Here is a 15882-nt window from a genome sequence, read left to right as displayed (position 1 = left end):
TCCCTCATCAGTCCTGAGAGGACGGACGAGGGACACCGCGCCGGACGGTCAGATCGCCTCCACGGTCACCCGCACCCCGGCGCAGGCATCGAGGGCGCGAGCGCGCGCCTCGGCCGTCGAGGCTCCCTCCACCAGGAGGAAACCCGCGTCGTGCTTGGTCAGCAGATCTCCTGGCTCGTAGGGGAAACGCACCTCCACCACGCCGGGTGAGGTGCTCGCCTCGGCCAGTCCGGCGACGGAGACCAGCCGGCCCGGTCCGGGTCGCAGGAACTGCACCGTGGCGGAGCGGGCGGCCGTCGGCTTCAGAACCGGTCCGTCCGTGAGCATCCGGACCAGCTCGGTCTCCAGGTCGAGGCCGGTGCAGAACTCCAGCAACGACAGGAACCCGTCGGACCCGAACCAGGTGTGCGCGGAGTCGACGTGCGGACCGCTCTCCGTGAGGACCACCGTGACGTGCGCCGGTCCCCGCTCGTACCCCGCGAGGTCGAGCAGCGAGGTGGCCGCGGCGAGAACGGTCGCCTCGTGCCGCGCGGAGAGCCGCGCCGGGTGCAGCAGGCGCCCGGACGAGGCGGCCGTGACGCCGACGACCTGGTGCATCCCCTCGAAGGTCAGCGTGGTGACCACGAACGCCGACGCACCGGGTGCCGGATCGGCCGGGCGGGAGAAGTGGCGATCGAGGCGCGGCCGGTCCTCCGCGTCGTCCGTCCCGCTCTCGCACACCGCGGTCTCCTGGCCGCGCAGGGCGGCGGAGAACCCGAAGTCCGACAACGCCGCGTCTATCTCGGAGATGCCCTGCGCTCGCCCGTGCCGGCTCCGCGCCCCTTCCACCCGGTTGAGCAGTTGGACGGCGGTTGACGGTCCCGGCATCACCACGGACTGCCGGCGCAGGCCGTGGGACCGGCCGCAGCGGCACAGCACGTGGTCGATCCGGTTGCGGCGGACGGTTCTCACCACGAGAACGTCGAGGGCCGCCTGGTCGCCGAGGTCGACGGCCAGCACCTGTCTGGCGGCCGATGCGAGCAGACGGAGCTGACTCCTGTCGTACCGGCCGGGGTCGACGACCGCCCAGACGTCGAAACCCTCCTTCGCCGCTTTGAGGACGAACCCCGGACTCGGCTGCACCACGAGAACGCGGATCGGCCACGTCGCATCGGCACTGAAACCCGAGGCGCCACCACGGGTGATCTGACTTCGCTGGCCAAACCCAGCCACGAACTCCTCCAACATCGACTTCTGGTGCCGCGCCCCTGGCCCCCGCCGCGGGCCTGGACCGGACCGGCGGTCCCACCGGGCCACCGGAAGCCGGTCCGAGCCCGCCTGGCGGCCCGTGACGACTGCGCACCGCCCCCATGCGGTGGTTCGGCCGAACCACCACCTCGCACCGGGAAACCCGGTGCGGCGCAACCGAACTCCGTCGCGTTCATGTCCCGGTGGTAGCGCTGGACCCCTGCTCGAACCGGTGGGCGCGGGTGCCGGCCGCGGCCTCGGACGGCGCGTCGGCCGGACCGACCTGCCGACAGGCCGGTCCGGCACGGAGGCACCTCGCCGTCCCGGTCTCGCGGCGGTCGGGCGGGTCGCAGTGCACCGCCGGCCACCGGTGACCCCTCCTCCGCCGGCTCGAACTGAGTTCGCCAGGCGAGTCTTCACCTGCGCGTTCCCCATCGGATCCTGATCCGTACCCGCTCAGCCGCGGCCCAGTCACCCGCGCCGCGTCCCGAGTTCGTCGAGTCAGTGATGGTGATTTTTCCGCTTTCGGTCCCGGCGATCAACTGGTCCCAGAACCGCTCGGCTGATCGCCACCGCGGACGTCCGGAGCGCTCCCGCCTCAGCCGCGGCGGTGAGGTCCCGGACGGATGACAGCGTTGTCAGCTGGAGCGGGGAAACCGCGCGCCGATCCCCAGCTCGTCGAACAGCTCGTCGGCCTGCCGCCGTCGCTCGGCAGCGGTGGCGACGTCCCCGATCGCCTCGTGGGCCCGCGCGAGACCTCGGAGTGCGCGGGCCTTCTCGACCCGGCAGTCCACCTCGGCGGCGATCCGGTGCGCGGTGGTGTGCAGCTGCAGCGCGGTCTGGGCGCGACCGACGCTCAGCTCCAGGCCACCGAGGATGTTCTCGACCCTGGCCTGCCCGATCGGTGTCCTGCTGGTCCGGCCGAGGGTGAGGGCCCTGCCGGACAGGGCCTCGAAGCGATCGCGTTCGCCTCGCCGGTGAGCCGCTTCCGCGGACAACGCGAGGACCAGGGCGCGGTCCGCGGCAGGTGAGGTGTCGTCGATCAGCTCCACCGCCCGGTCGAGGTGTTCCTGGGCTTCCCGGTCCTGGTCCAGCCCGAGGTGGGCGGTCGCCAGGTCCGCCAGTGCCACCAGCTCGTCGTCCCTCGCCCCGAGCTCCCGGTTGAGCTCCAGCGCGCGACGGGCCGCGTCGGCGGCCTCCTCGAAGTGACCCCACTGCTCGTACAACGTGCTGAGGGTGGTGAGCGACTCCGCCTCGGCCCGGCCGGCTCCGAGCTCCCGCTCGAGGGCGATGGACCGCTGGAGCCGGGACAACGCCTCGTCGAACCTGCCGAGCGCGCCCAGCAGCGCACCGAGCACGCCGGTGTCCTTGGCTTCACCTCGCCGGTCCCCGAGCCGGACGGCGAGGTCGAGGCCCTCGGTCGCCGCCCTGATCCCGTCGTGGAAGCGTCCGAGCTTCCAGTCCGCGATGGCCAGGTTGGACAGGCTCACCCGCAGCAGGGCGTCGTCGCCGAGCTCGCGCGACGCCGCCACGGCGATCCCGGCGATCTCCCGGTACTCCTCGAACTGGCCCTTGGCGGCGAACTGGTGGACGGCGTTGCGGGCCAGAGCCGCGGTGTGGCGGTGCAGTCCCATCCGATGGGCGAGCTTCACCGCGTCGCGCAACGCGTTCTGCTCCCGGGCCAGCCACCTCCTGGCGTGGTCGGCGTCCTGCAACAGCGGCAGACCGGCGCCGTCGTCCCGCACCCCGGAGTCCAGCACCACCCGGCCGGGGAACGCCAGGTCGCAGGCCAGGTCGGTGGCCAGCACGTAGTAGCTGAGCAGGCGAGCGACCGCCGCTTCGTCCTCCAGCCGGCCGTGGTCGCCCTCATCGCCGTCCTCGCGGTCCACCCGCTGACGGCCGAGCCGTCGCGCGAAGCTGCGGACCAGGTCGTGGAACGCGTAGTGGCTCAGCTCGTACTGCTGGATCAGGTGCGCGTCCAGCAGGTGCTCCATGATCTCCTCGGCTTCCTCCACACCGGTGCCGAGGAGGGCCGCCGCCGAGCGGGCCTCGATGTTGTTGTGGCCGGGGTGGAGCGCCAGGAGACGCAGGGCCGCGCGGTGCCGGGGTGTGAGCCCCAGGTAGGACAGCTTCAGGGTCAGCTCGACGCTGCGCTCTCCCGATCGCAGCTCGTCGAGCCTGCGCGACTCGTTGCCGAGACGGTCGACGAGGTAGGCGATCGTCCACCGCGGCCGGTTGTGCAGCCGTGCCGCGGCGATCCGCAGCGCGAGCGGCAGGTGCCCGCACAGCTCCGCCAGTGCCGCCGCGGCCTCCGGCTCCGCGGCCACGCGCTTCTCGCCCAGCGTGTCGGCCAGCATCGCGAGGCTGCTCGTCGAGGACATCGTCCCCAGCGAGATCCAGTGCGCGCCGTCCAGGTCGACCAGCCGGACCCGGCTCGTGACCAGCATCATCGAGCTCGACCCTGGCGGCAGCAGCGGGCGCACCTGGGCGGCGCCGCCCGCGTTGTCGAGCAGGAGCAGCAGCCGGCGCCGCGCGGCGACCGCCCGCCACTCGGCGACCTTGCCGTGGGCGTCGCCGGGGATCCGGTCGCCCGGCACACCGAGCTGCCTCAGCAGCGTCTCGGCGACCGAGTCGACGCTCAGCGGCTGCTGGTGCTGCTGCGTGAAGCCGCGCAGGTCCACGTACAGCTGCCCGTCGGGGTACCGCTCGGCGAGCAGGTAGGCGGCACGTACGGCCAGGGAGGTCTTGCCGATGCCGCCCATGCCGTCGATCGCCACGATGCGGCCTGCCTCGCGCGCGACGTCGAGCAGGTCGTGCAGCTCGCGCTCGCGTCCGGTGAAGTCCCGCAGGTCGTAGGGCAGGGAGCAGGCGGACGCACCGCTCCCGGGCCCCGGCTCGTGAGAGGCGTGGAACTGCTGCGGTGCGCTCGGCGACGGGTCGTTGCGCAGGATCGCGTCCCGCAGGTCCGTCAACCGGACGTCCGGGTCGATCCCGAGCTCGTCGGCCAGCAGACGGCGCAGGCGGTCGTAGGCCTCCAGAGCCCCGGCCTGCCTGCCCGACCGGAACAGGGCGAGCATCAGCTGGAAGTGCAGTGTCTCCCGCAGCGGGTACGCGGCCACCAGCTCGACGAGGTCGCCCACGAGCTCGGACGCCTCGCCGTTGCCCAGCCGCAGGTCCATCAGCTGTTCGACGGCGGCCAGCCGGCGTTCTTCCAGCCCGGCGGACGCGGCACCGATCAGGCGGCTGCCGCCACCGGCCAGGACCGGGCCGCGCCAGAGGGCGAGCGCCTGCCGCAGCAGGGTCTCCGCGTCGGCCACCGACCCGGCGGCCACCGTCTCACGGGCCTGGCCGAGCAGGGCCAGGAACCGGTCGAGGTCCAGCTGGACCCAACCGGTGACGGCCCGGTACCCCGAGCCCTCCGTGGTGATCAGCCGCGTACCGCCGGGGATGACCTGGCGCAGTCTCGCCACCGCTTTGCGCACCTGGTGCCCGGCGGTCGCGGGCGGCGCGTCGTCCCACACCGCCTCGACCAACCGCGAGATCGGCAGCACCTGTCCCGGTTCGAGCAGCAGGCTCACGAGCACGCGCTCGTGCACCGGCCCGCCGAGTCTCAATCGCGTCGTCCCCGCCCAGCACTCGAGCAACCCCAGGACGTTGAACCGCAGTTGTGGCTCAGAAGGTGACAACGGCGCATGCTCCAGACTCTTGCGGCGCACCCGATCCAGCGGCGGAGGCACCGTGGCGCAGTCAATACGACGGCCCCTGACTCCACAACATCCGGCTGCGGCTCATCCCGGGCTCGCGGGACACAGCGGTTCGCCCGTTCTCACATCAACTCCGGACACCTCCGTTCAGCCCACCGGCGATGAGCAGAACAGCCGCAGGTGAACCCCTCCACAAAGCCGTATTTCCGCCGACGCGGACCCCGCTCAGCGTCGATTTCCGATATTCGCACTCAGGCCAATTCGCGTCTCATTACGAGCCCGACGCCTCACCGAACCTGCGCACACCACACCTGATCAGCTGCTTTTCAGCAGACTGGAACACGCGCAGGCGCAACTTCGAAACAGGATTTCACGTCCGATGTCGGAATTGTCGGGTGCGGTGCGGCCGAGGCCTCCCGCTTCACGCTTCTCCGGGACCGGATACGGTGCCGATCGCCATCTCACATCGGGAAGGTGCCGCCCCCGGCGTTCTGGTCGGTTCCCGATCGGACGGCAGGAGCGGGAACGAGTTCGTAGCGACCTGGTAACGACCTCGACGACGATTCGGTCCGGAAGCAGTTCCGGAAACGAGAAGGGTAGTTCTCAATGCGCAGCAGGGTGATCGGTCTCGTCGTCTTCCTCGCGGTCACGGCGTTTCCGATGAGCGTCGGCGAGACCACCGCCCCACACCCGAGCGGATCGTCGATCGCGGCACCCGCGGACCTGACGGTCATGGACCCCGGCGGCGGCGAAGGCCCCAACATCCGCTGACCGGTCACGCTCGCGCGCTCGGCGCCGTTCGCGGCGAGGTCAGTCGGATCGCCGGAACCGCACGTCTATGCCGAGCTCGTCGAAGAGCTCGTCGGCCCGCCGCCGGTACTCGGCGGCGGCGTTCCCGATGGCCTCGTGGACCTGTGCCAGTCCCAGCAGCGCACGGGCCTCTTCCACCTGGTAGCTCACGGCGGAGGCGATCCGGTGCGCGTTGGTGTGCAGTTCCAGCGCGGACTCGTACCGGCCGGCCGCCATCTCGAGGCCGCCGAGGACGTTCTCGATCCTGGCCTGCCGGATCGGTGTCCTGCTCGTCCGGCCGAGGGAGAGGGCCTCGTCGGCGAAAGCCCTGACTCGCTCGCGCTCGTCCCCTCGGTGCGCCGCTTTCGCCGACAGCGCGAGCACGAGGGCGCAGTCCGCCGCGGGGAATCCCTTGTCCATCAGCTCCCGTGCCCGGTCAAGACATTCCCGAGCCTCGTGGTCCTGTCCCAGCCCGAGGAGAGCGGTCGCCAGATCGGTCAGCGACACCAGCTCGTTGTTCCTGTCCCCCAGTTCCCGGTTGAGCACCAGTGCCCGGCGCGCGGCGGCGGCGGCCTCCTCGTAGTGACCCCACTGCTCGTAGAGGGTGCTGAGGTTGGTCAACGACTCCGCCTCGGCCCGGCTGGCGCCGAGCTCCCGCTTGAGGGCGACCGACTCCCGCAGGCGGGACAACGCCTCGTCGAACCGGCCGAGTGCGCCCAGCAGCACGCCGAGCACGCCGGTGTCCTTGGCCTCGCCACGCCGGTCTCCGAGGCGGACGGCGAGCTGGAGCGCCTCGGTCGCGGCGGCGATCCCGTCGTAGAAGCGGCCGAGCTTCCAGTCCGCCACCGCCAGGTTGGACAGGCTCATCCGCAGCAGGTGCTCGTGCTCGAGGTGGCGGGACGCCTCCACCGCCACCGCCGCGACCTCCCGGTAGTCCTCGAACTGCCCCTTGGCGTCGAGCTGGAAGACGACGTTGCGGGCCAGCGCGGCGGCGTGCCGGTGCAGGCCGATGCGGTGGGCGAGCAGCACCGCGTCGCGCAGCGCGTTCTGCTCGTGGTCCAGCCACGCCCTGGCGTGGTCGGCGTCCCGCAGCAGCGGAGCGATCACCCCGGTCTCCGGCAGGCCCGACCTCAGCGGCACGCGTCCCGGGAACGCCAGGTCGCACGCCCGGTCCGTGACCAGGACGTAGAAGTCGAGCAGACGGGCGACCGCTTCCCTGTCCTCGCGCCCGCCGTCATCGTTGTCAGCACGGCCGCCTTCGGCCTTGCCGGTGCGTCCGAGGCGGTGCGCGAAGCTGCGGACCAGGTCGTGGAACGCGTAGTAGCCGAGCTCGTGCTGCTGGATGAGGTGCACGTCCAGCAGGTGCTCCAGGGTCTCCTCCGCCTCGTGCAGCGTGGTGCCGAGCAGGGCGGCCGCCGAGTACACCTCGACGTTGTGCCCGGGATGCAGGGCGAGGAGGCGCAGGGCGGTGCGGTGCCGGAACTCGAGCCCCAGGTAGGACAGGGTCAGCGTCAGCTCGACGCTGCGCTCCCCCGACCGCAGCTCGTCGAGCTTGCGCGACTCGTTGCCCAGACGTTCGACCAGGTACGCGATCGTCCAGCGCGGCCGGTTGTGCAGACGCGCCGACGCGATGCGCATCGCGAGGGGGAGGTGCCCGCACAGCTCGGCGAGCGCCGTGGCGGCGTCGGGCTCAGCCGCCACCCGCTTCTCCCCCAGCGTCTCGGCCAGCATGGCGGCGCTGTTCTCCGGGGTCATCGTGCCCAGCGAGATCCAGTGCGCGCCGTCGAGGTCGACCAGCCGCGCACGGCTGGTCACCACCATCATCGAGTTCGCACCGGGCGGCAGGAGCGGCCGGACCTGTGCGGCGTCCCACGCGTTGTCCAGCAGCACGAGCAGGCGGCGCTGGGCGGCGATCGCGCGCCACTCGGCGATCCGGCCCTGGGCGTCGCCGGGGATGCGGTCACCGGGAGCTCCCAACGAGCCCAGCAACGTCTCCGCCACCGCGTCGACGCTCATGGGCTGCCGCTGCTCGGTGAAGCCGTGCAGGTCCACGTACAGCTGCCCATCCGGGTAGTGCTCGGCGAGCAGGTAGGCGGCGCGCACGGCCAGCGACGTCTTGCCCACGCCGCCCATGCCGTCGATCGCCACGATCCGCGAACTGCGGCCACCGGGTTCGCGCGCGTGATCGAGCAGGTCGCGCAGCTCCCGCTCACGCCCGGTGAAGTCCCGCAGGTCGTAGGGCAGTGAGCACTCCGGCACGACGGTGTCCGCGACCGGTTCGGGAAGGCGCTCCGGCAGCGGCACCACGGCCAGCGAGGAGTCGTTGCGCAGGATCGCGTCGCGCAGCTCGGTCAGCCTGGCGTCCGGGTCGATGCCGAGCTCGTCGGCCAGCAGGCGCTGCACGCGGGTGTACGCCTCCAGCGCCTCCGCCTGCCGGCCGGAGCGGAACAGGGCGAGCATCAGCTGGGCGTGCAACGTCTCCCGCAGGGGGTGGGCGGCCACCAGCTCCACGAGGTCGCCCACGAGCTGGACGGCCTCCCCGGCGTCCAGCCGCAGCTGCATCAGCTGCTCGACCGCGGCCAGGTGCCGCTCCTGCAGCGCGGCGGACGCCGTGCTGATCAACCGGCCTCCCCCACCGGAGAGGACCGGCCCGCGCCACAGGTCGATCGCCTGCTGCAACGACTGCACCGCGTCGGCGGTCCGGCCGGCCGCCACGGCCTGACGGGCGTGGGCCAGGCGGGCCAGGAAGTCGTCGAGGTCCAGGTAGACCCCGTCGGTGACCACGCGGTACCCGGACCCCTCTGTGGCGATCAGCTCGGCACCGCCGGGGATGACCTGCCGCAGCTTCGCCACGGCCTTGCGCACCTGGTGCCCGGCCGTCGCCGGCGGCGCGTCGTCCCACACCGCCTCGACCAGCCGCGAGACCGGCAGCACCTGGCCGGGTTCGAGCAGCAGGCCCACGAGCACCCGTTCGTGCACGGGACCACCGAGCTTCACCCGCGTCGTTCCCGCCCAGCACTCGAGCATTCCCAGGACGTGGAAGCGGAGCCAAGTCGACCCGGGCTCTGACAACGGAGCACGCTCCAGACTTGTGTCGGCAACTGATTTCACCGCGGAAAGAGACTTTCGGCGGACCAATGTACATACACGAGCAGAATCCAGACCGCATCCGAAGAACAGAATTCAGACTATTTCACGAGAAACATGCTAACAGACCTGAAGTGTCGACAACAGCTCATCCGAACAGAGCAATTTCGTCTCATTTGGCCGCGACAGCCGTGAGCCGAGTATCATCCGCGACTCGATTGACACGGCCGTACCAGATACGAACCAGCAGCACACGCCGCCTTGACACATCGGATGACCATCGACCCCCGGGTGACCACGCCTTCGAATTCAGCAGCAGCTTCGTCATCTGTTTCCCGCACGAGCGGTCAAACAGAAGTCGCGCCTCCCGAAATGGGGCTCACCAGCATTGCCGCTCCGGTTTCCCCGACGATCACCGAGGAATTTCCGGAAAACACCAGCGCTACACCGGCACGACCACGCGAGCGTCGCAGCGGATTCCGCCAGGACCAAAGATCGGTGGGGTGAGCGCGTGGCCGGGCACGGCCTCGCCGTGTTGAGGAGTCGCCGACGAGGTGGGCATCGCGGCTCCACCCGCGCACCTCGGATCAGTCTTCCGGCACCCAGGTGAGCAGCCGCACCTTCGCGACGGTGCGCACGTGCTTGCGCATCGCCGCGGCGGCCCTCTTCGGGTCGCCCGCCGCGATCGCCTCGTAGATCGCGGTGTGCTGCGCCAGTGAGCGGGACGGGCGCCCCGGCTGACGCAGCGACTCGGTGCGGCTCTCGGTGATCTGACCGGCGATGGTCTTCATGAAGTCGGCCAGCAGTGAGCTGTGGGCCGCGGCGGTGACGGCGGCGTGGAAGCGGCGATCCCCCTCCACGCCGTTGTCGCCACCGGCGATCTCGTCGCGCATGAAGACGAGCGCTTCCTCGATGGTCTTCAGCTCGGCGTCGGTGCGGCGTTCCGCGGCGAGCTCGGCGAGTTTGGTCTCCAGCGCCTCGCGCGCCTCCAGGACCTCCGGCAGGCGCTTGCGGCGTTCGACGAGCTGCTCGACCGGTTCGACGTCGAGGGTGTCGCGCACGAGGTAGGTGCCGCCGCCGTGCCGCGCCTCGACGAGGCCCTGGACCTCCAGCACCACGATCGCCTGCTTGACCGACGCGCGGCTCACGCCGAGGCTCGCCGCGAGGTCGCGTTCCGCCGGCAGCTTGTCCCCCGCGCTCAGCCCCGCCTCGCTCACGTACGCGCGCAGTCGTTCGAGCACCTGCTCGTACAGGCGCGACTTGACCATGGGCCGCAGTGCCTCGGACATCTGCCCAGGATATCGGCCCAAGTGGCTCAGCCACTAGGCCACCTCTTGACAGTCGGTGGACCGCAGGCGGAAAGTGGCTCAGCCACTTTGCCACTACCACCGTCCCCTGCGAGAGCCCCAACGACGGGAGCCCTGCATGTCCGCCGAACTGATCTCGATACTCGTGCTGGTCGTGGTCTTCGTGATCGCCACGACGCGGTCGATCAACATGGGGGCGCTGGCGTTCGCCGCGGCCTTCGGGGTCGGCACGCTGGTCGCGGACATGAAGACCGACGACATCTTCAAGGGCTTCCCCGGCTCGTTGTTCGTCGTGCTGGTCGGCGTGACGTTCCTGTTCGCCATCGCGCGGGCCAACGGCACCGCGGACTGGCTGGTGCACATCGCGATCCGGCTGGTCGGCGGGCGGATCGCGCTGATGCCGTGGGTGATGTTCGCGATCACCGGCGTGCTGACGGCGATCGGCGCGGTCAGCCCGGCGGCGGTGGCGATCGTCGCGCCGATCGCGATGGGGTTCGCGGCGAAGTACCGGATCAGCCCGCTGCTGATGGGCGTCATGGTCGTGCACGGCGCCCAGGCCGGCGGCTTCTCCCCCATCAGCATCTACGGGACGATCGTGAACGGCATCGTCGCGAAGGAGGGGCTGCCGGGCGGCGAGATCGTGCTGTTCCTGGCCAGTCTCGTGGTGAACCTGCTGATCGCCGCGGTGGTGTTCGTGGTGCTGGGCGGGATGAGGTTGGCACGGCACCCGTTGAACGCGCCGGCGCTGGAGCGCGACGGTGACGGCATCAGCGACACGCCGGGCGACGGTGGAGCGAGCGGTGGCGGCAGTGGAGCGAGCGGTGGCGGTGGCGCGGCCACTCAGGCCGGCGGCACCACCGATGTCACGACGGAGGTCGAGGAGCGCGTCACGCTGACCGCCCCGCGCATCGCCACCCTCGCCGGGCTGGTCGCGCTGGTCGTGGCGGCCCTCGTGTTCGACCTCGACGTCGGCCTCGCCGCGATCACGGTCGCCGTGCTGCTCAGCGTGGTGTGGCCGGAGACGTCCAAGCAGGCCATCACCCAGATCACCTGGCCGACCGTGCTGCTGATCTGCGGCATCCTCACCTACGTCGCCGTGCTCCAGACGATGGGCACGATCAAGTGGGCGGGCGACTCGGTCGCCGGTGTCGGCGCTCCCCTGCTCGCCGCGCTGCTGATCTGCTACATCGGCGCGATCGTGTCGGCGTTCGCCTCGTCGGTCGGCATCATGGGCGCGTTGATCCCACTGGCCGTGCCGTTCCTGTTGCAGGGCGAGGTCAGCTCGATCGGGCTGATCGCGGCCCTCGCGGTGTCGGCGACGGTCGTCGACGTGAGTCCGTTCTCCACCAACGGCGCGCTCGTGCTGGCCGGTGCGCAGGACGTCGACCGCGACAAGTTCTTCAAGCAGCTCATGGTCTACGGCGGGATCATGGTCGCGGCAGCGCCGCCGCTGGTGTGGCTCGCCCTCGTCGTCCCGGGAATCTGGTGAGTTCATGTTCGAGTCGCAGTCCGACCGCGTCGCACTCCGCTTCGGCGACCGCGCCCTGACCCACGCCGAGCTGGCGTCCTGCGCCGGGGCACTCGCGCAGCAGCTCGCCGGGGCGCCCAGGGTCGCTGTCTGGGCCACACCGACCATCGAGACGTGCGTGGCGGTGGTCGCGGCACTGCTCGCCGGTGTGCCCGCCGTGCCGCTCAACCCGAAGGTCGGCGAGCGCGAGCTCGCGCACATCGTGGCGGACAGCGCGCCCGCCTCGGTGCTCGCGGCTCCGGGCGTCGAGCTGCCTTCCGGCCTGGACTCGGTGCCGCGCAGGGACGTCACGCTGGACGGTGCTGCCGCCGAGCTGCCGCCCGAGCCCGGCGCGGAGGCCCCGGCGTTGATCGTCTACACCTCGGGCACGACCGGGTCACCCAAGGGCGTGGTGCTGCCGCGCAGGGCGATCCTGTCCACTTTGGACGCCGTGGCGGAGGCCTGGGAGTGGACCGCGGACGACGTGCTGGTGCACGCACTGCCGTTGTTCCACGTGCACGGGCTGATCCTCGGCGTGCTGGGACCGTTGCGGCGCGGCGGGACCCTGCACCACCTCGGGAAGTTCTCGACCGACCTCGTCACGGCGGCGTTGGACGGCGACGGCACGATGATGTTCGGCGTGCCGACGATGTACCACCGCATCGCCGAGGAGGTCGGCACGAACGCTCCCCTCGCGGCGGCGCTGAAGCGGGCGCGGTTGCTGGTGTCGGGATCGGCGGCATTGCCGGTGCGCGACCACGAGCGCATCGCGGCGGCCACCGGGCAACGGGTGGTCGAGCGGTACGGCATGACCGAGACGCTGATGAACACCAGCGTGCGCGCGGACGGCGACCGCCGGCCCGGCGCGGTCGGCGTACCGCTGCCCGGTGTCGACGTGCGGCTGGTCGACGACAACGGCGCCGTGCTGGACGAGACCGGTGCGATCGGCGAGATCCAGGTGCGCGGGCAGAACCTGTTCACCGAGTACCTGAACCGGCCGGACGCCACCGCGGAGGCGTTCGCGGACGGCTGGTTCCGCACCGGTGACGTCGGCACGCGCGACGCCGACGGCTACTACCGGATCGTCGGCCGCAAGGCGACGGACATCATCAAGAGCGGCGGCTACAAGATCGGCGCGGGCGAGATCGAGAACGCCCTGCTGGAGCACCCGGCGGTGAAGGAGGTGGCGGTCACCGGCGAGCCCGACGACGACCTCGGCGAACGGATCGTGGCCTGGGTCGTGCCCGCCGGTGACGCGCCCGCCGCGGACGAGCTCTCCGACCACGTCGCCCGGCTGCTCACACCGCACAAGCGACCGCGGCGGGTGCGGTTCGTGGAGTCCTTGCCGCGCAACGACATGGGCAAGGTGATGAAGCGTGCCCTCGGGACGTGAGCCGGCCCGTTCGCTGATCGGGAGCGTGACGGCGGAGTTCACGGAGCTGCCGGCCGAGCCGGGCACGTGCGATGCCGACGGGCCGCTGCGGTGGCCCGGTTACGGCGAGGCCCTGGCGGCCGCGACCGCCCGCACCGGGGAACGCGAGTCCGTCGTCTGCGGCGTCGCGGAGATCGGCGGTGTCCGTGCCGTCCTGGTGGCGTTCGAGTTCGGGTTCCTCGGCGGCTCGCTCGGGACCCGGACCGGCGCCCGCGTCGAGCAGGCGTTCACCCGCGCCCGCGAGCTGCGCGTGCCGGTCGTCTCGCTGGTCGCGACCGGGGGAAGCCGCATGCAGGAGGGCACGCTCGCCCTGATGCAGCTCCCCCGGATCGCCCGCCAGCTCACGCTGCACCGCGAGGCAGGGCTCGCGCACGTCGCCGTCCTGCGCGACCCGACGACCGGCGGTGGCTGGGCCACCCTCGGGGCGGGCGCCGACGTCGTGCTCGGACTGCGCGGCGCCCAGGTCGGGTTCGCCGGGTCGCGGGTGCGGCCGCCGGGGTACTCGGTGTCGCAGCAGTTCGCGGCCGGTCTCGTCGACCAGATGATGCCGCTGGAGGAGCTGCGCTCGCGGCTCGGGCGGTGGCTGCGGCTGCTCACCACCCCGGCTGACCAGGCCGCTCCCGTACCGGCGACGCTGGGCGCGACGACGTTGCCCGACACGGGCTGGGACGCGGTGCAACGCGCCCGTGCGCCTCACCGCCCGCACGCCAAGGACTACCTGGCGGCCTACTTCGACTGGCACGAGCCGGTCAACGGCGACCGCGCCGGTGGCGTCGACCCCGGTGTGCTGTGCGGGTTCGGGCACCGCGGCGGGAGGACGTTCGCCTACGCGGCGCAGTGCGGCACCGCCACGCGGCCCGCGGGGTTCCGGACGGCGGCGCGTCTGGTCAGGTTCGCCGACCGCCTCGGCGTCCCGGTGCTCACGCTCGTCGACACGCCGGGCGCGGCCAACGACCTGGCCGCCGAGAAGGCGGGGGTCGGGGCGGCCATCGCGGACATGTTCACGGCGGTCGCCTCGGCGCGCGTGCCCGTCACGACGCTGCTGATCGGCGAGGGTGGATCCGGTGGCGCGCTGGCGTTCGCCTCACCGGAGCGGATGTGGGTGACGCCCGACAGCTACCTCGCGGTCATCTCACCCGAGCTGGCGACCGCGATCCTGAAGCGGGACCCGTCCCAGGCGCGGCAGACGGCGGACCAGCTGCGGCTGCGGCCGCAGGACCTCGTCGATCTGGGCATCGCGCGCGGCTTCGCCCAGCTCGACCGGCAGGCGGATCAGGCGACCGCCAGGTAGAAGAACGCCAGCAACGAGGTGGGGAGGCACAGCGTGACCAGCCCGACGACGCCGTAGAACGGGTTCTTCCTGGTCATCATCCCCACGAACGCGCCGATTCCGAACAGGACGGCCAGTGCCCGTGCGTGCGGCGGGCGCGGGCGTGATCACTCCCCGCCACGCCCGCGAGGCCGACGGGCGAGGGCGCCACCTGTCCATCCGTGGCAACACCCATGTTCGCGGCGGACGGGGAGGTGCGCTGGCCGGGGTGGTGACGGTCACGGGTGCGGTGCGGGACCTGGGCCTGATCGCGGATCGCGGACCCCGACGCCCTCAACCGACACGGGGAACCGCACCGGCCACCGAGCACCCGGCCACCGAGCACCCGGCCACCGAGCACCCGGCCATCAGCCCGCCCGGCCCACTCGCCCCACCTGGCCGTTCCACGCCGCCGCCGTCGCCCTGATCCTCGCGGGCCTGCTTCTCCCGCACGCCCCGCCGGTGGCCGCCGGCCTGATCCCGGCCCGGCTCGGCCGGTCTGGCTAAGCCGCGCGCGGGTAGGTGAACACCCGCAGGAACGTGTCGAACAGCTCGCGCGGCCCGTCCAGGTCCACGCGTCCCTCCTTGGCCGCCCGCACGAAGACCCGGTAGGCGGGCAGCTCGTCCTCCGCGAAGCGCGCGGTGATGACGAGGTCGGCTCCGCCGGGTGCGGGTCCCAGGCCGGACGTCAGCTTGCCGTCGGTCAGCACGGCGTGCACGACGGTGCCGGCGAGGTGCAGCTCCCAGGACGCCGTGATGCCCGTGGCCTCCGACTGCTGGAAGGCGGCGCGAAGGTTCAACACGGCGCCGTCGGGGGTGACGACGTAGCCGGGCTGCGGGTCGCCCAGTTGCGAGGAACCCCAGCGGCCCAGGGCGATCAGAGACGGTTCGAGGGCGTGGCCCACCTCGGTCAGGACGTAGACCACTCCGCGACCGGGGGCCGGGGCGACCTGGCGTTCGACGATGCCCGCCTGCTCGAGCTCCTTCAGGCGGGTCGAGAGCACGTTCGTCGGGATGCCGCGGAGACCTTCCTGCAGGTCCGTGTAGCGGCGGGGGCGGACTGAGAGGTCGCGCACGATCAGCAACGCCCAGCGCTCGCCCACGAGCTCCAGCGCCCGGGCAAGACCGCAGTACTGGGCGTAGTCACGTCGCTTCACATCTCCACCATAGCGCGCTTGTTAATCCTCGGATAACTTCGTAAAGAAGAGTTTACTTGCAATAACGAAGTGCGGTCGTTAGCGTCGGTGACCTCAACCCGACGTGGAGGAACTGTCATGACCGCTGTCCTCGACCGCCCCGTGACCACCAGGAGAGGACTGTTCCTGCCGCGCGGCGCGGGCTTCGCGGGCATCTCGGCGGCGATGGTCTCGATCCTGGTAGCGGCCGGAGCCCCTACCCCGCTGTTGCCGATCTACCAGGCGCAGTGGGGGTTCGCGCCGTGGATGCTGACGCTGGCGTTCGGCGTCTACGCGTTCGCGTTGCTGGTGACGATCCCCGTGGTCGGGTCGCTGTCCGACTAC

General features: G+C 71.5%; 10 protein-coding genes and 1 pseudogene. 6 read left to right on the top strand and 5 right to left on the bottom strand.

Going from position 1 to position 15882, the window contains the following annotated elements; genetic code table 11:
* Window positions 1-48: 48 nt before the first annotated feature.
* Both VM306_RS00270 and VM306_RS00265 read right to left on the bottom strand, forming a co-directional pair.
* Complete coding sequence (locus VM306_RS00270) at window positions 49-1212, bottom strand: hypothetical protein (RefSeq protein ID WP_325510038.1); 1164 nt, start codon at window positions 1210-1212, stop codon at window positions 49-51.
* Window positions 1213-1865: 653 nt separating this feature from the next.
* Complete coding sequence (locus VM306_RS00265; RefSeq protein WP_325510036.1) at window positions 1866-4913, bottom strand: AfsR/SARP family transcriptional regulator; 3048 nt, start codon at window positions 4911-4913, stop codon at window positions 1866-1868.
* 624 nt (window positions 4914-5537) lie between these two features.
* Here VM306_RS00265 and VM306_RS00260 point away from each other — a divergent pair.
* Window positions 5538-5702 carry a hypothetical protein gene (locus tag VM306_RS00260; protein WP_325510034.1) on the top strand — a complete coding sequence of 55 codons (165 nt, stop codon included), beginning with the start codon at window positions 5538-5540 and terminating at the stop codon, window positions 5700-5702.
* A gap of 39 nt (window positions 5703-5741) precedes the next feature.
* Here the strand turns inward: VM306_RS00260 and VM306_RS00255 are convergent, their stop codons facing one another.
* Together VM306_RS00255 and VM306_RS00250 are read right to left on the bottom strand one after the other, a co-directional pair.
* Window positions 5742-8747, bottom strand: a complete 3006-nt coding sequence (locus tag VM306_RS00255; protein ID WP_325510032.1) for an AfsR/SARP family transcriptional regulator — start codon at window positions 8745-8747, stop codon at window positions 5742-5744.
* A gap of 647 nt (window positions 8748-9394) precedes the next feature.
* Window positions 9395-10096, bottom strand: coding sequence for a FadR/GntR family transcriptional regulator (locus tag VM306_RS00250; RefSeq protein WP_325510030.1), 702 nt, complete (start codon window positions 10094-10096; stop codon window positions 9395-9397).
* Window positions 10097-10232: 136 nt separating this feature from the next.
* On the opposite strand from VM306_RS00250, the gene VM306_RS00245 reads away from it, so the two are divergent.
* From VM306_RS00245 to VM306_RS00230, 4 genes are all read left to right on the top strand, one after another.
* On the top strand, window positions 10233-11603 hold the full coding sequence (locus VM306_RS00245) for an SLC13 family permease (RefSeq protein WP_325510028.1): 1371 nt from the start codon (window positions 10233-10235) through the stop codon (window positions 11601-11603).
* 4 nt (window positions 11604-11607) lie between these two features.
* Window positions 11608-13014 (top strand): acyl-CoA synthetase, encoded by a 1407-nt coding sequence (locus tag VM306_RS00240; protein ID WP_325510027.1) that lies wholly within the window; start codon window positions 11608-11610, stop codon window positions 13012-13014.
* Window positions 12998-14344: a carboxyl transferase domain-containing protein gene (locus tag VM306_RS00235; RefSeq protein ID WP_325510025.1), complete on the top strand. Its 1347-nt coding sequence runs from the start codon at window positions 12998-13000 to the stop codon at window positions 14342-14344. The genes VM306_RS00240 and VM306_RS00235 overlap by 17 nt, the downstream gene beginning before the upstream one ends.
* Window positions 14345-14459: 115 nt before the next feature.
* On the top strand, window positions 14460-14789 hold the full coding sequence (locus VM306_RS00230) for a hypothetical protein (RefSeq protein ID WP_325510023.1): 330 nt from the start codon (window positions 14460-14462) through the stop codon (window positions 14787-14789).
* Between the two features lie 76 nt (window positions 14790-14865).
* On the opposite strand, the gene VM306_RS00225 is transcribed toward VM306_RS00230, so the two are convergent.
* Window positions 14866-15519 carry a helix-turn-helix domain-containing protein gene (locus tag VM306_RS00225; protein WP_325510021.1) on the bottom strand — a complete coding sequence of 218 codons (654 nt, stop codon included), beginning with the start codon at window positions 15517-15519 and terminating at the stop codon, window positions 14866-14868.
* Between the two features lie 117 nt (window positions 15520-15636).
* Between VM306_RS00225 and VM306_RS00220 the strand changes: the two are divergent.
* A pseudogene (locus VM306_RS00220) lies at window positions 15637-15882 on the top strand (MFS transporter); the annotation flags it as partial.

Origin of the sequence: Lentzea sp., from assembly GCF_035525475.1 — a bacterium.
In the GTDB taxonomy this organism is placed as follows: Bacteria; Actinomycetota; Actinomycetes; order Mycobacteriales; family Pseudonocardiaceae; genus Lentzea.
The sequence above is the reverse complement of the archived record's forward strand: the minus strand, read 5'-3'. Positions and strand labels throughout refer to the sequence as shown.